Source organism: Chitinophaga sp. GbtcB8 (genome assembly GCF_019091455.1).
Lineage (GTDB): Bacteria > Bacteroidota > Bacteroidia > Chitinophagales > Chitinophagaceae > Chitinophaga.
The window spans coordinates 59789-78443 of sequence record NZ_JAGXJN010000037.1 but is presented as its reverse complement, the minus strand read 5'-3'; the positions used below and the strand labels follow the sequence as shown (position 1 = coordinate 78443).

The following is an 18655-nucleotide window of genomic DNA, read 5'->3' as shown; positions in this document are numbered from 1 at the left end:
ATAACCATTAGATGAAAACCAGGATGAGAACGATATTGGTAATTACCGCGCTTTTTTTTTAACTGCTGCTGCAGCTCAGCCACCGGTCCACGGCCCGTGGTATCATGAGCTGCAGCAGCACTGCTATATATGCCGTGAACACCCTGCAGATACTGCACGGATGATCATGTCCGGCCAGTACGGATCCTCTTACCAGATCAATTACCATAACAGTCATGTGGCCTGGGCCGATAACGACCCCGATGCCGCCTATACGTACATTATTAATACCATGAACGGTATTGATAATGATGTAAAACATTCGCTATATCCACCAGCGCTTTTCCTGAAAGCCAAGATCCAGTACAGTAAACAATTGTATGCCGAAGCATTGCGCACCTACCAGCAGGTTATTCACCTGAAAGGACTGGATACTGTGCTCCTGGCCAATAGTTACGCCCACCTGGGAGAGATCTATCTTGAGCAGGGGCATAATGAGGACGCGCTGAAAGTACTGAGCACCTGGGAGCAGGTTTTTGCCCCCGGCTCAGATGTGTATGCTCTGAAAACCCTGTATCATAATAAGGCGCTGGCCTATTTTTACCTGAAACAATACCCCCCCGCAGAAGAATATTTTAACCGCAGCCTGCGCCTGGAAGAGCAGGTACAGGATACTACCGGCCTGGCTATTTCCTATATGGACCTGGCTAACCTGTACTATACGCAGTACCTGGATGATAAGGCAATACCCCTGTTTGAAAAAGGGCTTGAATACGCCAAACATTCCAATAACCCGGAAGTGCCGCGCAATGCCTACAGGAATATGGCTGCCGTGGAAGAGAACAGGAAAAGATATGCGTTGGCGTTAGACTACCGTAAGCACTATGAAGTGCTGCAGGACAGCATCTGGAACCGCGATCATGTATGGGAGCTGGCCCGCCAGGAAAGGAAGCTGGCATTGCAGCAACGGGAACATACCATTTATGTACTGGGCTGGCAGCGTAACAGCCTGTTACTGGCAGCCCTGGCGCTGCTGTTGCTGGGAACTGCCATCTGGTTTGCCTACCGGCAGCAAAAACGCAGTAAGCGTATCATCACCCAGCAAAAAGAAGCGCTGAATATACTGAACCAAACCAAAGACCGTTTATTTTCCATTGTAGCGCATGACCTGCGCTCGCCCGTATACCGCCTTAAGAACAATCTGGCCAAACTGAAAAAAGCCATCTGGAAGCAGGAAATCACCGAAGCCGCTGCGCTGGCAGCCAGTAATGAAAAAATTGCCGGCAGCACCTACATCCTGATGGATAACCTGCTGCACTGGGCCCTTAGCCAGACAGACCAGCTGTTCTTCCGCCCGGAAGAGCTGCACCTGCGCACCGTAGTGGGCCTGGTTTGCCATGATGTAACACCCCTGGCAGCAGATAAGAACATTGTGATCAAACAAGTGATCCCCGAAGAGATTATCTTTATGGCAGATCTTCACTCTTTTAAGATCATTGTGCGCAATATCATGGATAATGCTATTAAGTTCACACCCGTAGGTGGTTACATTACCATCTCCGCCTGCCTGCAGCGGGATGAATGCCACATCAAGATCATTGATACAGGCCTGGGTATGAGCAGTGAAACACTGGAAGCGCTGTTTGATCCCAACAAAAAAAGAGTGCAACAGGATACGCATGGTTATGAAAGCACCGGTTTAGGTTTGTGGCTGTGCAAAACCATGACGGAAAAGAACAACGGCCGCCTGAGTATTACCAGCGAGCAGGCAAAAGGTACCACCGTTACCATTATTTTACCGGCAAAAGGATAAGTTATGCAACCCGTAAAGATCATGATCGTGGAAGATGACCCGCAGCAGGCCGCCCTGTTGCAGGATATGCTGCTGGAACAGGACTATGAAATTACCGGTATTGCAGGCACCCTGCCGGAAGCCCTGAAGCTGTTCTACACACAGCCGCCGGACCTGGTGGTCATTGATGTGTACCTGCATGGCAAAAGGGACGGCATTACCTTTGCCACGCAGATCAATGAAAGCGGGGATATGCAAAAGCCTTTCATTTTCCTTACCAGCGCAGCAGACCGCACCACCTTTGAGGCCGCACGCCTTACCACCCCATTCAGCTACCTGTTAAAACCCTTTAATGAGCTGGAGCTGCAGTATGCCATGGAGCTGGCCATTGAAAGATCTGCCGGGGCAGACACCGGGCAGTTTACCGCCACTGCAGAAAAACATACGGTATTAATACACGATTTCTTTTTTGTGAAGAACGGGAATACGCTGGCCAAGATCATGCTGGATGATATTTTATATATAGAAGTAGAAGGCAAGTACTGCAAAATAGTGGCCGGCAAGGAAAAGTACCTGGTGCAGCAACCCCTGAAGCTGTTGCTGGAGCGCCTGCCGGAGCAACAGTTCATACGCGTGCACCGCAATTTTATGGTGAATATACGCAGCGTTATGAAGCTGAATTTGCAGGAAAATGAGATCGTACTTTCCGGCGGGCAATCCATCCTGTACAGCCGCCGTTATCTTGATAGCTTTTTGCATTTGTTCGATGTGCTGAAATAACCCCGCTCCCTGAAAGGCATCATTATTGGTTTTATACAGGCATATCATTCCAGGCAAAAGCCTGGAAATTTTCTTAACTTAATGTAAACCACCCCAATGCCTAAATGGTTACGTATAAGCCTCAAAGCCGGTGCAGTCCTTCTTGGACTGGTGATACTGTTATGGCTGGCCCTGGCCTTTTACATACAGCAGCACCGGAAAGCGCTTTTAGAACAGATCATTGAAAAGGCCAACCAGCGGCTGAACGGGAAGCTAACCATTGGGGATATATCGCCCTCTTTGTTGCGCAGTTTCCCCCAGGTATCCATAGCCCTTAAGGATGTTGAGCTGCGGGACAGCCTGTTTGCGCAGCATAAACACCCGCTGTTATCCGTGCGGCGCATCTTCGTTAAGGTAAATACATTTACCCTGTTAAGGAACCATTTGGATGTAAGGGAAATAACCCTGGAAGACGGTGCTTTTTATTCCTTTACCAACCTGGAAGGGTATACGAATGCCAGTGTGTTCAAACATCGGGATAAACCCGCCAAAGAGGGGAGTGGTACGGATCGGGAGGCGGATATAGCCAGCCTGGAACTGCGCAACATGCAGTTTGTGGTTGATAATAAACAGAAAAATAAGTTATTCAGCATACAGATCCATTCCCTGAAAGGCAACGCAGATGCGGAGGATGGTAACTGGCGCTTACACCTGCGTACCAATATGCTGGTAAATAGTTTTGCCTTTAACCTGGAGCGTGGCAGTTTTTTGAAGAATAAAACGCTGGAAACCACGCTGGAGCTGAACTTTAACCGGAACAACCGGGTGCTTTCCATACCGGCGCAGCCTATTGAGATAGACAAACATCCCTTTAACATTGGCGCCATGTTTAATTTTAAAACGCAGCAGTTCATTATAAATATTACTACGGAAAATGTGCTGTTCCGCAGCGCTGCATCTATGCTGTCAGACAATATATCGGGTAAGCTGTATAATTATGACATTCAAAAGCCCATGAACGTGGAAGCGCACCTTTCCGGCTACCTGAACCGCCCCGGTACGCCCCGGGTGCTGGTAAAATGGAGCACCGCCAACAATACGCTGGTAACCAGGGCGGGGGAGTGGACGGATTGCAGCTTTAGCGGGAATTTTAACAATGAGCGGCATCCCGGTATGGGATATACGGACGAAAATTCAGCCATCTCTTTTTACCAGTTCAAAGCCAAATGGTGGGGCCTTCCTTTCAGCTCAGATACCGTTGACATTGTAAACCTTACACAACCGGTGCTTTCCGGGCGTTTTAAATCCAATTTTAACTTACAGGAGCTGAATGATATTACCGGCGAAACCTTTCAATTCACACAAGGCACCGCCAGCGCTGATGTTTTTTATAAGGGAGGTATTGGCGATAAGGATACCGTAACGCCGCAGATGGAAGGCGCCGTAAAAGTGCAGAACGGCGCTATGGAATACCTGCCGCGTAACCTGCAAATAGGTAACTGCAGCGCCACCATTGCCTTTAACGGGCAGGATGTGTATGTGATGAATGTGCATATGCAAACCGCCAAAAGTGAGCTGGCTATGGAAGGCAGCATACGCAACCTGTTACGCCTGTACTTTGAAGCGCCGGAAAAGATCCTGATGGACTGGAATATTACCAGTCCCAAAGTGGACCTGAACGAGTTTAAATTCTTCCTGTCGCCCCGCAAACAGGCCACTGCTGTTAAAACCAAAGCCCAAAGTACCGCAGCTATGCAAAGAAAGGCCAGCCGCATAGCCAAACAGCTGAATGTAATGCTGGAGCTGTGTAATATGAATATGCGCCTGCAATTGGGGCAGCTGAACTACCAGCGTTTTAATGCGCAAAAGGTGGTGGCGGACCTGAGCCTTACGCAGTCGGATATACTGCTGCGGCAAATATCCCTGGCGCACGCCGGCGGCAGCCTGCTGCTGAAGGGCAGCATTCACCAGCAGGGCAATAACAATCGTTTTAAGCTGAACGGCGCCATTAATAATGTCCACATTGATCAGTTGTGGTATGCGTTCGATAATTTCGGGATGGAGTCCCTTACCTCCCGTAACCTGAAAGGCAACCTTTCCGCAAAGGTGGATATTACCGGTAACCTGTACGATAATGGTAAAATAACGCCCCGCTCTATATACGGCACCGTGGGGTTTGACCTGCGGCAGGGCGCCCTGCTGAACTTTGAGCCGCTGGAAGGGATAGCATCTGCCGTGTTCTTTAACCGCAACCTGTCCAATATACAGTTTGAAAACCTTTCCAATACCCTGCAGCTCCAGGGAAATAAGATCATTATACCGCCCATGCAGATTAATTCTACCGCCCTGTACATGGACATAACCGGTGTATATGGCATACCCACGGGCACCGATATTTACCTGGATGTACCCCTGCGTAATCCAAAGAAAGAGGAGGACCTGTCCAAAGATGAAAAAAAGGCGCGCCGGAAAAAGGGTATTGTCATTCACCTGCACGCCACAGACGAGAATAAGGGCGGGAAGGTAAAGATCAAGATGGGAAAGAAACCGGATTAATGTGCAAATATGCAGATGTGCAGATATGCAGATGAATGACCGCAGCGTATTCCTCCATTTGCACATCTGCATATTTGCACACCTGCACATTGTAACAAATTGCCTGTCAGATCGTTTTATGCAAATAAATAGTAATTCATTAATTTTGCGTCCTTAAATCAGACAGGTTCATCATGCGGAAAGTTTTGTTGATTATGATACTGGGGCTGTGTGCATGTAAAAAAGAAGATAACACCACGCCTCATAAGTCCTTTTACGGGAAATGGTTCTATACAGCAGCCATCCATAAACAATACACGGTAAGTGAAGGCGATACGGTTTATAGCCGTATAGATACGCTGCAATATAACGGTGCCGACTATATTAATTTTACGGAAGATAGGGTAGCCCTGCGTTATACCGCTGCCACCAAGCATTTAGACAGCTTATTATTTGAAGAGGTTACGCCCGTATTCTTTCACCTGGATTCCCTGCTGTGCGAGGCCACTGGCATCAGTGACAGCGCTTTGCAATATAACAGCCTGGATTTTCAGTATAATGAAACCCCGCTGGTACAGATCTCCCAGACATTCTACTGGCTTAAGAAATAGGCGCCTGCCCAAACAAAGAACAGCCATCCCGCGACCGGGACGGCTGATACGGTACTGTTCCGTCTATTTGCTCTTTGGTGCCGGCAAAACAACCGGCACGTTCATTCACGTTATAGAAAAGAAACTGCGTGCTCTGAGTACAATACTCCGTATACCCGTTACCGTGTAACGGATTGTTTATTGAAACTTGCCATCTCAAATTATTTTATTGGTATTATGGGTTATACAGGACATCAAACCGCTACAGTAGTGGTTTGCGCTATGTTATGCAAGGCCGTTCATAGTATAAACAACAAGGGAAAATAAAAGGTTTACAAAGTTTGTAAATGCAGTAGATTCCGAAAGCAGCACTGTGGAAATACGCAGTTTCCGGTGTACGAATACCCGGAGAAATTATTGAACAGGAAATAAAATAGCGGGAGCTTTGGGGCTATCAGCAATTAATGTGGCTAATACACTTATTAAAACCTTTACAGCAGCGCCAGGCGGCACATTTGTATATTAGCGCATCAGCACATTATTATGCCTCGCCCCGCAGGGTCATTTCTATTTGTTCCTTCACATTCATGCTAAAACCTACCAGCTCTATTTTAGGATGCTGATCCAGGTTAATACGGATCTTGCCATTCTCCCGCAGCAGGGCATCCTGCATGGGTTCCAGTAAAGCGTAAAGTAAGGTCTTGCCCGTCTGGGCTAATTGGTTTAACAGTGCGTCTTCAAGTTGCAGGAATTCCCGGTTTTTATAGGAATAGCTTATCTGGACCATAAATTATTGTTTGTCAAAGGATAGTTACTCGTCCGCCTACTAGATATATAATTTCCTAAATGTATGAAAAGAATTTATATAAAAAAATATAAACACGTTTTCCACAGGAAAAATTATCCACATAACGATATGGTGGCTAATCTATTACAATGGGAACGTCATATTGTTCAGTCGGTGTGTAAGGTATCCTTTAGATTTTCGATAAGCCCTAAAAACAATTATCTTGCCGTTTTTATATAATCAGACCAAATGCAACCATTACGTTATTGCTTATTACTTTGCTGCTGTCTGCTGCAGCTGGCCTTACAGGCCCAACCGGGAAAAAGTACCAAATGGAGCCGGAACGGGCAGGCGGTATATAGTGTTGAAAATGCAGCCATTATAGCCACCGGCTTAAAAGATGGGCAAAGCCAGGTAACCATACCGGCCGCCCAGCTTACCCCGCAGGGAGCTGCCAAGCCCCTGGAAGTAAAGGATTTTATTTTTTCAGCTGATGAGCAAAAAGTACTGATCTATACCAACTCCAAGCGCGTATGGCGTTACCAGACCCGGGGCGATTACTGGGTGCTGGATATTAACACCAAACAGCTCAAACAGTTAGGAAAGGGAAGGCCGGCATCGTCCCTGATGTTTGCCAAATTTTCCCCGGACGCTTCCAAAGTAGCTTATGTAAGCGAGCATAACCTTTATGTGGAAGAACTTGCCACAGGTGAGGTAAAAGCCCTCACAAATGATGGTACCCGCCGTTTTATAAACGGTACGTTCGACTGGGCCTATGAAGAGGAATTTGGCTGCCGCGATGGTTTCCGCTGGAGCCCCGATGGCCGCTCCATTGCCTACTGGCAAATAGACGCTACCAAGATCCGCGACTTCCTGATGATAGACAATACAGATTCAATTTACTCTTTTACGGTGCCGGTAGAGTATCCCAAAGCAGGGGAGAGCCCTTCTGCCTGCCGTGTAGGCGTAGTGGATATTAATACCGCAAAAACTACCTGGCTGCAGGTGCCCGGCGATGCGCAGCAGCACTACATTCCCCGCATGGAATGGGTACCGGGTAAGAACGAGATCATTCTTCAGCAGCTGAACCGCAAGCAGAACCAGAGTAAGCTGATATTGTGCAACGCTGCTACCGGCGCCGCACAAACGCTGTTTGAAGAAAGTGATAAAGCCTGGATAGATGTAAAATCACGCTGGGACGATGATGATATTACAGGCTGGGACTGGATAAAGAACGGCAGCGCCTTTGTATGGGTAAGTGAAAAAGACGGCTGGCGCCACCTGTACAGCATTGAGGTAAAGAGCGGTAAAGAAAACCTGCTTACGCCGGGTAACTATGACGTGATCGGCATTCCCAAAGTAGATGAAGCGCATAAGCTGATCTACATACTGGCATCGCCTAAAGTGGCTACCCAGCAATACCTGTACAAAGTATCGCTTGACGGAAAAGGCCAGCCACAGCGTGTTACACCGGAAGACCAGCCCGGCACGCACTCCTACGAAATATCGCCGGACGGGCAATATGCCGTACACCAGTTCTCCAACAATTATTTTTACCCCTACTCTGAAATTGTGCACCTGCCGGATCATAAAAGCAATGGAGCCAGCCTTTCTGCAGAGATCAAAACCAAGCTGCCTGCTGCCAATAAACAGGTGGAGTTCTTCTCCGTTACCACGGCAGATGGTGTAACCATGGATGGCTGGATGCGCAAGCCCAACAGCTTTGATTCCACAAAAAAATACCCGGTGCTGTTCTATGTGTATGGCGAACCTGCCGGCGCCACTGCAAAAGATGAATTTGGAGCCGGCCGTAACCCGCTGTACAACGGGGATATGGCGGATGATGGTTACATCTACGTATCTATGGATAACCGCGGCACTCCCTTGCCCAAAGGCAGTGAGTGGCGTAAATGTATTTACCGCAAGGTAGGCCTCATTAACTCCCGCGACCAGGCCATGGCTGCTACAGAGCTGCTGAAACGCCCTTACATGGATACTTCCCGTGTAGCCGTATGGGGCTGGAGCGGTGGCGGTTCTATGACGCTGAACCTCCTGTTCCAGTATCCGCAGATCTACAAAACCGGTATTGCCGTTGCGGCAGTAGGCAACCAGCTTACGTATGACAACATTTACCAGGAGCGTTATATGGGCCTGCCGCAGGAGAACCGGGAAGATTTTGTAAAAGGATCGCCCATAACCTATGCTAAGAACCTGCAGGGGCACCTGTTATACATACATGGCAGCGGCGATGATAACGTGCATTACCAGAATGCAGAAATGCTGCTGAATGAGCTGATCAAAAACAACAAGGTATTCCAGTTCATGGCTTACCCTAACCGCACACACAGTATTAGCGAAGGAGAGGGAACGCGCCGGCATCTCTCTAACCTGTATACACAGTACCTGCGGCAGTACTGCCCGCCGGGCCCCAGGTAATTAATAATGAAAAATGAATAATTAATAATAGAGCGGCCGGTGTTCATTGTAACACCGGCCGCTTTATATTTGAATGCAGATAAGCAAGGCATGTTTGTTGTTGCATAACGAGCTTGTAGCCTTTAAATTTTGCTGCTAATTATTCATTCTTCATTCTTCATTATTAATTGTGTATGAAAGACACGAATGCTGTTGTCATAAAAGCGCTGAAAGAGCTGATAAACGGAGGCCATGCGCATGCTACGTTTGAGGATGCGGTAAAGGAGCTGCCCGCCAAATTAAGAGGCGAGGTGCCGGAGAATATGCCTTACAGCGTATGGCAGCTGGTGGAGCATATCCGCATTACACAATGGGATATCCTGGAATTTTCCCGCAACCCCAAACATCAGTCGCCACCCTGGCCGGAAGGTTACTGGCCTAAAGAACACGCGCCCAAAGATGCCAATGCCTGGAAAGAGAGCATTACGCAGGTGAACCGGGAGCGTAAAGAATTCCTCAAATTATTGGACGAGCCAGGCGTAGACCTGTACACGCCTTTTGAGCATGGCAGCGGGCAAAATCTGCTGCGGGAAGCTATGCTTATTGCAGATCATACCAGCTACCATACCGGTGAAATTATTGTGCTGAGAAGGCTGCTGGGAGCCTGGCAGATGTGAAAATGTGCAAATATGCAAATGTGCAGATGAATGCCCATAGCATGTTCAAAAAAATGCGCAGATGATAAGGACCTGCCTTTTCACCTGCACATTTGCATATCTGCAAATCTGCACATTTCCTATACTTTCCACATACAATCTGCAAACCATCCTTTGGTATCCGTAAAACAGGTGAGCGGCTGAAAGCCGGTTTGCAGGGCCATTTGCGTGGTTTCCTCCAGGCTGTATTTCTGGGATATTTCCATGTGAATGGGTTCGTGCTGCTGGAAGTGGATGGTTACATCATTACAAAGATGCACGTCCTGGTCTTCCAGGCTTACCAGGTAGCTTTTGCATGCGCCGGTCATGGGATCATATACCGGGTAGTGCTCAAACAGATCCATATTAAAATCCGCCTGCAGCTCCCGGTTAATGCGGGTTAACAGGTTCAGGTTAAAGGCGCTGGTAATACCTGCTTCGTCATTATAGGCATTCAGAATGATCTTTGGATGTTTTTTCAGGTCAAAACCCACCATCAGCAGGTCGCCGGGCTGCATGCAGCTACGCAGCTGCCGGCAGAACTTGCGGGCCATAATGGGTGTAAAGTTGCCAATGTTGGCGCCCATGAACAGCAGCACCTTAGGGCGGTTGCTCATTTCAGCTACCCGCTGCACCATCTCAAAATACTCCCCGTTCAGCCCCTGCATTTGCAGGGCCGGTAATTTTTCCGGCAGCGACTTTTCCAGCGTGTTAATTACGTTGGTGGAAATGTCAATGGGGTAATAGGTAAAATCCAACCCGTTATGCAGCAATTGCTCCAGCAGGTGTATGGATTTGGTGGCATCGCCAGGGCCCAGCTCCACCAGGTCAAAAGCGGTGGTTTGGGCGGCAATGGTCTGTGCGATCTGCGCCGCCTGCTCCGTCATAATTTCCATTTCACAATCCGTGGGGTAATACTCCCTGCATTGCATGATCTGCTGGAACAGCTTATCGCCGGCCGCATCATAGAAATACTTGGAGTCCAGGTATTTGGGGGTAGCGGTAAGCCCGCGCACCACGTCCTGGTAAAATACTTCCAACGGCTCCAAAGCTACGCCCGGCGCCGGCAACGTGTGAATTACAGTGGTATGCATAATCGAATATTTGTCATGATATATTATTGCGCCAGCCGGATCCCGGTGAATTGCCAGCGCAGATTAGGATGAAAAAAGTTGCGATAGGTAATGCGGCTGTGGTCTGGCGGGGTTACTTCTGAACCGCCGCGCAGCACCATCTGGCTTACCATAAATTTGCCATTATACTCCCCAATGGCGCCGGGGGCTTTTGTAAAGCCGGGGTAGGGCAGGTAGGCGCTTTCCGTCCATTCCCAGCGGGTACCCCATTGCAGCTGCGGCGCTGCGGCCTCCCACTCAAATTCCGTGGGCAGGCGCTTGCCTTTCCAGGCAGCATAGGCAGTGGCTTCGTAATAGCTGATATGGCATACCGGCGTTTCGCCGTCCACCGGCTGTAAGCCCTGCCAGGTGTAACACATCCACTTGCCATCTACCTCATGCCAGTACAGCGGGGCATTTACCTGCTGCTGTTTTACCCAGTCCCAGCCTTCTGCATGCCAATAACGGAAATCAGTATACCCGCCGGCAGCCATAAAATCCAGGTATTCTGCATTGGTCACCAGGTCAGTGCTGATCTGGTATTGTTGCAGGAACACTTTATGACGTTGCTGCTCATTATCAAAACAAAAACCCTCGCCTTCATAACCAATGCTGTACATACCTTCCGGCATATCCAGCCACTCCGGCCCGTCATGCACCGCTGCAGCGGCAGGTTTGCGCTGTTTATCATATGCGGGGAATAAGGGGTTATGTCCCAGTATATATTTAATGTCTGTTAAAAGCAGCTCCTGGTGCTGCTCTTCATGGTTTAGCCCCAGCACTACCAGCGCCTGCAGGTCGGCCGGCAGCTCATGTTCCAGCAGGTGCAGCATGGCTTTATCCACATACTTACGGTAACGCATAATGTCCTCTACAGCCGGGCGGCTCAGGTTACCGCGGTTAGTGCGTATTACGCGTGCGCCAACAGATTCATAATAGCTGTTGAACACAAAGTTGTAGTCCGCATCAAACTCCGTATAATCGGGTACGTTAGGTTTCAGTAAAAAGGTTTCAAAGAACCAGGTAGTGTGGCCCAGGTGCCATTTGGGCGGGCTTACATCCACTACCGGCTGCACAACATAGTCCTCCGTTTTCAGGGGTGCACAAATAGTTTCGGATCGCTGGCGTACGACGCCGTACTTATCTTTCAGGTGCATGAATTACAGGTTTGCGTAAAACGAAAAGTGAAATGCAAAGCGGGAAGTTTGTTCAGCTTCCTTATTCTTTACCTTTCACCGTTAAATATTCCTTTAGCTCAGATATACTTTTTATATGTAGTGCGGCGGCCTGTTGCCGGCGCATCATAAGCGCATAGGTGTTATTAAATCCAATGGGTGGTAACCAGCGCACCTGGTAACGTTGCATAAAGGCATTGCTCACATAATCGTATACCTTTTGCCTGTCCGCTATCAGTGAATCAACCGTTTGCTGCCCGGCGGCCAGTATTACCAGCAGCCCGGTGCCGCTGTATTCTGGGTACATATCTATCTGGCTGTTCAGCAGTGCATCAAAACAGATCTTAGTGCCCCCGAGGCCGGTTTTGGTAACGGCCTGCAGATCGGTATACCCGTCTATCAGCATTTTGTACATATTGGCCAGTATATAGCCATCCCCAAATATTTTAGAACCAATGCGGATGGTACCTTTTGTACCGTTGCGGGCGGGTAACCAGAGCTTTTTTGCTACCAGGAAATCCTTTGCCACGCGGGCCGGGTCCTGCTTCAGATAATCAACCCGGTAGTTCAGCTCCGTCATAATGCTATCATTAATTGTACCAGACAATTTATTGAGCGCGGGTGTCAGTTCCGGGTATTTTTCCAGCGTGGCATTGCGTACAATGGGCGCTGCATAGTAGGGTGGAAAAATGTGCTTATCATCTTCCAGCACCACCAGGTCAAAGGCTTTCACGCGGCCATCTGTACTGCTGCCGCTGATCACATCCAGCTCTTTTTCATAGGCGGCTTTGTACATGATCATGTCACTGATAACCACGGTGCGTATGTTAAGGCCGTATACTTTTTTTAAGCCCAGGTTGCCGTCTTTACGGCCCATGAACTCCGGCGTAAAACCCGCCACCAGCTTAGTGCCGTAGGCGGATGGCAGCAGGTAAAAGGAAGATAGCAGGATAATGGCCACCGGTAGCGCATATACCGCTTTGCGGGCTTTGCGTAATTGCATGCGCTGCAAAAGCGACAGTAACCCATCGAACAAAATTGCCAACAGGGCTGCCGGAATGGCGCCTGCCAATATCATGTTGGTATTATTCAGGGCAATGCCGCCAAAAATAAACTCTCCCAAACCACCGGCTGCAATGTAGGCCGCCAGGGTAGCTACGCCTACGTTAATAACAGTGGCCGTACGGATGCCTGCCAGCATTACGGGCATGGCCAGGGGTAGCTGAATTTTATATAACAGCTGCCTGCGGCTCATACCCATACCAATAGCTGCATCTGTAACCGTGGGGTCTACTTCTTTAATACCTGTATAGGTATTACGGATAATAGGCAGCAATGCATATAGGAAAAGTGCTACTATGGCCGGTTGCGCGCCAATACCTAACAGCGGTATCATAAACCCCAGCAAGGCAATGCTGGGAATGGTCTGTAAAATACCGGCCAGCCCCAGAATGGGCGCTGCCAGTGCTTTTTTACGGGTAATAAGAATGCCCAGGGGCACGCCAATAAGCACCGCTATCAACAGCGATATAAACGTAAGGCCTATATGCTGCAGGGTTTGTTCCAGCAGCTTGCCGGACTGCTGTTGTATAAAATCAAAAAGACTTTGTTGTGCTTCCATTAGCGGCAGTTTGCTTGTATACCTGCAATGCGGTCATTAACGAGCGGCTATCCATTGTAAATACTTCTGTCCTGAAATCCACTGACAGGGCGCCTTCCGTATGCATGGCCTGTTCCAGCGCATCCCAGCAGGAGGTTGTTCCCGGCAGCACATGCGGCTGGTAATTATCAGAGGCTGCAATTGGCGGCAGATACGGCTTTATATCATTCAGTGTTAAAGTTTTTAATTCCAGCGACAGGCGCTGGTCACGGAAAAAGTTGGCAACAAAATCATTGGCGGGTGCAAACAGCAGTTCTTCCGGTGCGCCAGTTTGCTGTAAGCGGCCTTCATCCATTAAACCAATGCGGGTACCCATTTCAAAAGCTTCCTGCACATCGTGCGTAACCATAATAATGGTTTTGTTTTCCAGCTCGTCCAGCGCCATAAACTCTTTGCGTACACTGGCGCGGGTAACGGGGTCCAGGGCGCCAAAAGGTTCATCCTTCAGCAGCACCGGCGGATCTGCTGCCAGCGCACGTGCCCGCCCTAGGCGCTGCTGCTGCCCGCCGCTTAGCTGCGCAGGGTATACATCTGAATACTCTGCCGGCGGCAGGTGCAGCTTTTCCATTAAGGTAACGGTACGTTCCCGGATGCGGGCCTCATCCCACTGCAATAGCTTAGGCACAACAGCAATATTTTCCGCCACGGTATAGTGGGGGAACAGGCCATTGTTCTGCAGCACATATCCAATGCCGCGGCGCAGGTTCTCAGCCGACTGGTCCTGTATCAGCTTTCCATTTACAGTAATTTGCCCGCTGCTGGGCTCTATGAGCCGGTTTATCATGCGCAGGGTAGTAGTTTTTCCGCTGCCGCTGGTACCTAATAATACCAGCAGGGTTCCGGGCAACACTTCAAAGGAAACATCGGTAACCGCAGGTTTGTTTGCGAAAGTTTTATGTACGTGCTCCAGCTTTATCATAAACCCGGTTAAAATTTTAGATTTACGATCGTAGATCTACGATTGAGGGTCATCGCAAATCGTATATCTAAAATCGTAAATACTTTTCTGTGATGAGGAAAAACTTACCCACATTGTACGTTATCCACAATGCCTTAATTATCAAGCTGCATGAAAAGGTTGTTTAATGATTCTGCATACAGCGGATGTGCAAAGATCATCTCCTTCATTTGCAAGGCCGTAATACCGCCCAGCATGGCCATTTGCAATAGGGTCATCAGCTCGCCGCCTTCTGGTCCGAATACGGTAGCGCCTAAGATCTTATAGCTGCCTTTTTCTACCAGCGCTTTCATGAAACCCCGGGTATCGCCGGTTTCTATGGCGCGGGCCACCCGTTTCATTTCCATTTTGCATACGGTAAAGTCCAGCCCTTTTTGCTTTGCTTCTTTTACGCTGAGGCCAATGTGGCCCAGCTGCGGATCCGTGAACATAGTGTAAGGTACCTGCCGGCCTTTGATAGATGTGGCAGCGCCTTTTACCAGGTTCTTATACAGCACCCAGTGATCGTTATAGGAGATGTGTGTAAATGCCGGGCCTCCTGTTACATCGCCCAGGGCGTAAATGCCCGGCACATTGGTTTCCAGCTGATCATTCACTTTTATAAAACCGCGGTCATCTGTTTGCACGCCGGTTTTATCCAGCTGTATGGCTTTGGTTTGCGGTACGCGGCCGGCGGCCAGTAGCAGGTGCGAGCCCTCAAGGGTATGCGTTTGCTCACCTATTTTGACGGCGCAGCTGATGCCGCGGCTATGCTCATCTATTCGTTGTACCTGCGCATTGGTGAAAATGCGGATGCCTTCTGCTTCCAGCATTTTTTGTACGGCTTCGGATATATCTTCATCTTCCCGGCTCACCAGGTGCGGGCTTTTTTCAATAATGCTTACCTCGCTGCCAAAACGCCGGAACATTTGCCCAAATTCCAGGGCTATATAGCTGCCGCCTATTATCAGCAAATGAGCCGGCAGGGTAGTGAGGTCCAGTATAGTAGTGCTGGTAAGCCAGGGCACTGCTTCCAGGCCTGGTACCGGTGGTATTTGCGGTGTGGTGCCAATGTCCAGGAAAATATAGTCGGCAGTAATATCTTCTGTAGTACCGCTGTTAAGCTTAATGGTCAGTGCTTTTGGGCCGGTAAACACGGCTTCCCCATGAAAGAGGGTAAGGTTCTCCACCTGTGCCAGCCCTTTTTCAGAGCCGCCACGGAACAGCTGCACAATATCATTCTTGCGGTTTACAATGCTTTCCATGTTCACTGAATAGCCGTTCACGGTAACGCCCCATTGCTGGCTGTTAGCGGCCGTATAGGCTACCTTTGCGCTGGCAACCATGGCTTTAGTGGGAGTACATCCATCATTTATACAGGTGCCGCCTATGAATCTTTTTTCTACCAGGGCGGTGGTCCACCCGGCTTTGGCCAGTTTCTTCGCTAATGGTGTGCCGCCTTGTCCTGATCCGATGATAACCGCTTTGAAATGCATCATAGTTAATGTGTTGATGTGCTGATATGCTAATGTGCTGGTTTGTGCTACATATATTATACCGCAAAAAAATGTGCAAATGTGCAAATATGCAGATGTGCAGATGATGGCAGCATTTGCGGATCTGACACGTTTCAATCCATCTGCACATCTGCATATTTGCACATTAAATAATTACCTTTGCGTCCTTATGTCTAAGAATAACCTGATCGGTTTAGCCGCTGCTGTTACTATTATTATCAGCGCTTTCCTGCCCTGGCTCACGGTGGAAAGCAAACACCTGGTATTTACCGGGGTGCATACGGCCGGTTCCTCTTTTGGGGAGCCGGGAAAACTGAATGTTGTAATGGCTGCAATAGCCGGTGTGTTATTTCTTTTTAAGAAAACATGGGCGCGGCGTTTGAATGTGTTTATTACCGCTTTTCTTATTGCCTGGACCTTCCGTAATATGATCATATTTGCCCGCTGTGAAATGGGGATATGCCCGCATAAGGAAATAGGGCTGTACCTGTCACTGGCAGGGGCTTTCATGGCATTCTTCTGCGTAGTGGTGCGGAAGAAGCCTAACGTTCCATCACAAGCTTCACAATAAATACTGCTAACCAGATACCTGCTGTTAACAGCAGGTAACGTAATATGACCGGTAATATACGCTGGCCGGTGATCTTTGCTTTTATAAAGGCAAATAGAACCGTACCGGCAAAGACCAGGCCTGTGCTTACACGGGTAGCTGCGCCAAAGTTCTCATTGGCCAGGTAGGGCCAGAAAGCAATGAATGCGCCGGTAAGGAAAAACACGCCTGCAACCAGGGTGCTGCGCAGGGCCCGTAAAGGATGCCAGTGGATCTGCTGCACTTTTTCCTGCTGCAGGATCTGTTCCCAGCGGGTAGCATCCTGCTCCATTTCTTTGCCGATATGTACAATAGTATCTTCTGCAAGATCCAGCTGCTCCAGCTTTTTTCGTTCTTCCGGTGAAAGAGAGGATTCATCATGTGTTTCGCCCCGGTTAGCCTGCCATGCAGTAGCCATTACCAGCACGGTGCCGCCCAATGAGATCCAGAGGTTGATGTTGTAGAACTGCTGCACATCCACCGGGAATACCTGTATCAGCAGGGTAGTAAAGAACAGCAGGAATAACCCGTCCGGGAATCCGATGAGGAAGTCAGTTTTCCAGCCGGTACTTCTGATGGCAGTCTTTTGAAGCATAGAGAAGAATGGAATTACGAATTGTCAATTACGACCCCGCCCAAAGCGGTGCACGAATGCCATTGAAAGTAATAATGATATGAGTAATTACGAATTAAAATGCAGCGGAGATCAATTCGTATTGACTCATTATCTGGCATAGAATTTTTAAAGATGTTCTTTGTGTGACAATAATGCAGGCCTGCATTTGCCTATTAAAACCGCTCCAGGCTTCTGCCAATCATCCCCACGCATTCCCGGATCTGGGCTGCATTAATAAGGAGCGGTGGTGCAAAACGGATCTTATCGCCATGAGTGGGTTTAGCCAGCAGGCCCTGCTCTTTCAGCGCCAGGCACAGGTCCCAGGCAGCTTCCGGATCGGTATGTTTGATCACAATGGCGTTCAGCAATCCTTTACCGCGTATCAGCGATATGTAAGGGGATTGCAGGGCGGCCAGCTCATCGCGCAGCAGCTGCCCCATAGCAGCGGCATTCTCCGCCATCTTTTCTTCCTTCAGCACAGTGAGGGCTGTAATGGCTACTTTACAGCCCAGCGGGTTACCACCGTAGGTTGAGCCATGCTCGCCGGGTTTAATGGTAAGCATGATCTCATCATCCGCCAGCACGGCAGATACCGGTAAAGTACCGCCTGACAGGGCTTTGCCAAGTATCAGTATATCCGGACGCACCTGTTCCAGGTCGCAGCACAGCATGGCGCCGGTGCGGGCCAGGCCGGTCTGGATCTCATCTGCTATAAATAACACATTTGCATCTGCACAATATTGGCGGGCCTTGGCAAGGTAACCTTCATCCGGCACCATTACCCCGGCTTCACCCTGGATAGGCTCTACCAGGAAACCGGCTACGTGCGGGTCCTGCAGGGCGTTTTCCAGCGCGGGCAGATTATTATAGGGGATCACTTCATAACCGGGCATGTAGGGCCCAAAGCCCTGGCGGGCAGAGGGATCTGTGCTGAAAGAGATCACATTCAGCGTACGGCCATGAAAGTTATTGCTGCAGGTAATGATCTTTGCTTTGTTCTCCGGGATGCCTTTTACCATGTAGCCCCAGCGGCGGCACAGCTTCAGGGCCGTTTCCACGGCTTCTACACCCGTGTTCATGGGCAGCACTTTATCATATCCGAAGAAATGGGTGATAAAGGCGGCATATTCTCCTAACAGATCACTGTGAAAGGCGCGGGAGGTAAGTGTAAGCTTTTGCGCCTGTTCTATAAGGGTAGCAATGATCTTAGGATGGCAATGGCCCTGGTTTACGGCGGAGTAGCCGGAAAGGAAATCGTAATAACGTTTGTTATCCACATCCCATACAAATACCCCTTCCCCGCGTTCCAGTACTACCGGCAGGGGATGATAGTTGTGGGCGCCATACTGTTCTTCCAGCGCCAGGTAATGTTGTGTTCTTTCACTGATTGTAAATGCGGGTACCATACTGTTCAAAGGTAGTTTAAATAGCAGAAAGCAGAAAGGGGAAAGCAGAAAGGCTTAATGCTAAATGCTCCAACCGTTTACACCTTCTTCG

The 18655-nt window shown here is 49.1% G+C and carries 15 protein-coding genes; 7 read left to right on the top strand and 8 right to left on the bottom strand.

Going from position 1 to position 18655, the window contains the following annotated elements:
• Window positions 1-160 precede the first annotated feature (160 nt).
• The 4 genes from KVT36_RS25595 to KVT36_RS25580 all read left to right on the top strand — a co-directional run bounded on the left by KVT36_RS25595 (window position 161) and on the right by KVT36_RS25580 (window position 5676).
• A complete protein-coding gene (locus KVT36_RS25595; RefSeq protein WP_217606288.1) occupies window positions 161-1792 on the top strand; it encodes a tetratricopeptide repeat-containing sensor histidine kinase in 1632 nt (543 codons plus the stop codon).
• Window positions 1793-1795: 3 nt separating this feature from the next.
• On the top strand, window positions 1796-2551 hold the full coding sequence (locus tag KVT36_RS25590; protein ID WP_217606287.1) for a LytTR family DNA-binding domain-containing protein: 756 nt from the start codon (window positions 1796-1798) through the stop codon (window positions 2549-2551).
• A gap of 96 nt (window positions 2552-2647) precedes the next feature.
• A complete protein-coding gene (locus KVT36_RS25585) occupies window positions 2648-5086 on the top strand; it encodes an AsmA-like C-terminal region-containing protein (RefSeq protein ID WP_217606286.1) in 2439 nt (812 codons plus the stop codon).
• A 173-nt stretch (window positions 5087-5259) separates the two neighbouring features.
• A complete protein-coding gene (locus KVT36_RS25580) occupies window positions 5260-5676 on the top strand; it encodes a hypothetical protein (protein WP_217606285.1) in 417 nt (138 codons plus the stop codon).
• A 520-nt stretch (window positions 5677-6196) separates the two neighbouring features.
• Here the strand turns inward: KVT36_RS25580 and KVT36_RS25575 are convergent.
• A complete protein-coding gene (locus tag KVT36_RS25575; RefSeq protein ID WP_217606284.1) occupies window positions 6197-6442 on the bottom strand; it encodes a hypothetical protein in 246 nt (81 codons plus the stop codon).
• Window positions 6443-6691: 249 nt separating this feature from the next.
• Between KVT36_RS25575 and KVT36_RS25570 the strand changes: the two genes are divergently transcribed.
• Window positions 6692-8878 (top strand): S9 family peptidase, encoded by a 2187-nt coding sequence (locus KVT36_RS25570; protein ID WP_217606283.1) that lies wholly within the window; start codon window positions 6692-6694, stop codon window positions 8876-8878.
• Between the two features lie 173 nt (window positions 8879-9051).
• A complete protein-coding gene (locus KVT36_RS25565) occupies window positions 9052-9534 on the top strand; it encodes a DinB family protein (RefSeq protein ID WP_217606282.1) in 483 nt (160 codons plus the stop codon).
• A gap of 119 nt (window positions 9535-9653) precedes the next feature.
• On the opposite strand, the gene egtD is transcribed toward KVT36_RS25565, so the two are convergent.
• From egtD to KVT36_RS25540, 5 genes are all read right to left on the bottom strand, one after another.
• Entirely contained in the window at window positions 9654-10646 is a 993-nt protein-coding gene (gene egtD, locus KVT36_RS25560) for an L-histidine N(alpha)-methyltransferase (RefSeq protein ID WP_254640197.1), read from the bottom strand.
• Between the two features lie 23 nt (window positions 10647-10669).
• A complete protein-coding gene (egtB, locus tag KVT36_RS25555; protein ID WP_217606281.1) occupies window positions 10670-11821 on the bottom strand; it encodes an ergothioneine biosynthesis protein EgtB in 1152 nt (383 codons plus the stop codon).
• 61 nt (window positions 11822-11882) lie between these two features.
• Entirely contained in the window at window positions 11883-13460 is a 1578-nt protein-coding gene (locus tag KVT36_RS25550) for an ABC transporter permease/substrate-binding protein (protein ID WP_217606280.1), read from the bottom strand.
• Window positions 13435-14418 (bottom strand): ABC transporter ATP-binding protein, encoded by a 984-nt coding sequence (locus KVT36_RS25545; RefSeq protein WP_217606279.1) that lies wholly within the window; start codon window positions 14416-14418, stop codon window positions 13435-13437. Before KVT36_RS25545 ends, KVT36_RS25550 begins: the two co-directional genes overlap by 26 nt.
• Window positions 14419-14552: 134 nt before the next feature.
• Window positions 14553-15935 carry a mercuric reductase gene (locus KVT36_RS25540; protein ID WP_217606278.1) on the bottom strand — a complete coding sequence of 461 codons (1383 nt, stop codon included), beginning with the start codon at window positions 15933-15935 and terminating at the stop codon, window positions 14553-14555.
• Between the two features lie 187 nt (window positions 15936-16122).
• Between KVT36_RS25540 and KVT36_RS25535 the strand changes: the two genes are divergently transcribed.
• Window positions 16123-16524, top strand: a complete 402-nt coding sequence (locus KVT36_RS25535; protein WP_217606277.1) for a hypothetical protein — start codon at window positions 16123-16125, stop codon at window positions 16522-16524.
• On the opposite strand, the gene KVT36_RS25530 is transcribed toward KVT36_RS25535, so the two are convergent.
• On the bottom strand, window positions 16496-17137 hold the full coding sequence (locus KVT36_RS25530) for a VIT1/CCC1 transporter family protein (protein WP_217606276.1): 642 nt from the start codon (window positions 17135-17137) through the stop codon (window positions 16496-16498). The two genes, KVT36_RS25535 and KVT36_RS25530, sit on opposite strands and share 29 nt — an antisense overlap.
• 194 nt (window positions 17138-17331) lie before the next feature.
• Window positions 17332-18564 carry an ornithine--oxo-acid transaminase gene (gene rocD / locus KVT36_RS25525; RefSeq protein WP_217606275.1) on the bottom strand — a complete coding sequence of 411 codons (1233 nt, stop codon included), beginning with the start codon at window positions 18562-18564 and terminating at the stop codon, window positions 17332-17334.
• Window positions 18565-18655: the final 91 nt, after the last annotated feature.

Excerpts from the sequence above, each read along its gene's own strand:
- KVT36_RS25590 (WP_217606287.1), top strand. The coding sequence starts at position 1,796 with ATGCAACCCGTAAAGATCATGATCGTGGAAGATGACCCGCAGCAGGCC.
- KVT36_RS25595 (WP_217606288.1), top strand. The coding sequence starts at position 161 with ATGATCATGTCCGGCCAGTACGGATCCTCTTACCAGATCAATTACCAT.
- KVT36_RS25545 (WP_217606279.1), bottom strand. The coding sequence starts at position 14,418 with ATGATAAAGCTGGAGCACGTACATAAAACTTTCGCAAACAAACCTGCG.
- KVT36_RS25540 (WP_217606278.1), bottom strand. The coding sequence starts at position 15,935 with ATGATGCATTTCAAAGCGGTTATCATCGGATCAGGACAAGGCGGCACA.
- KVT36_RS25580 (WP_217606285.1), top strand. The coding sequence starts at position 5,260 with ATGCGGAAAGTTTTGTTGATTATGATACTGGGGCTGTGTGCATGTAAA.
- KVT36_RS25530 (WP_217606276.1), bottom strand. The coding sequence starts at position 17,137 with ATGCTTCAAAAGACTGCCATCAGAAGTACCGGCTGGAAAACTGACTTC.
- rocD (WP_217606275.1), bottom strand. The coding sequence starts at position 18,564 with ATGGTACCCGCATTTACAATCAGTGAAAGAACACAACATTACCTGGCG.
- egtB (WP_217606281.1), bottom strand. The coding sequence starts at position 11,821 with ATGCACCTGAAAGATAAGTACGGCGTCGTACGCCAGCGATCCGAAACT.
- KVT36_RS25575 (WP_217606284.1), bottom strand. The coding sequence starts at position 6,442 with ATGGTCCAGATAAGCTATTCCTATAAAAACCGGGAATTCCTGCAACTT.
- KVT36_RS25565 (WP_217606282.1), top strand. The coding sequence starts at position 9,052 with ATGAAAGACACGAATGCTGTTGTCATAAAAGCGCTGAAAGAGCTGATA.
- KVT36_RS25570 (WP_217606283.1), top strand. The coding sequence starts at position 6,692 with ATGCAACCATTACGTTATTGCTTATTACTTTGCTGCTGTCTGCTGCAG.
- KVT36_RS25585 (WP_217606286.1), top strand. The coding sequence starts at position 2,648 with ATGCCTAAATGGTTACGTATAAGCCTCAAAGCCGGTGCAGTCCTTCTT.
- KVT36_RS25550 (WP_217606280.1), bottom strand. The coding sequence starts at position 13,460 with ATGGAAGCACAACAAAGTCTTTTTGATTTTATACAACAGCAGTCCGGC.
- KVT36_RS25535 (WP_217606277.1), top strand. The coding sequence starts at position 16,123 with ATGTCTAAGAATAACCTGATCGGTTTAGCCGCTGCTGTTACTATTATT.
- egtD (WP_254640197.1), bottom strand. The coding sequence starts at position 10,646 with ATGCATACCACTGTAATTCACACGTTGCCGGCGCCGGGCGTAGCTTTG.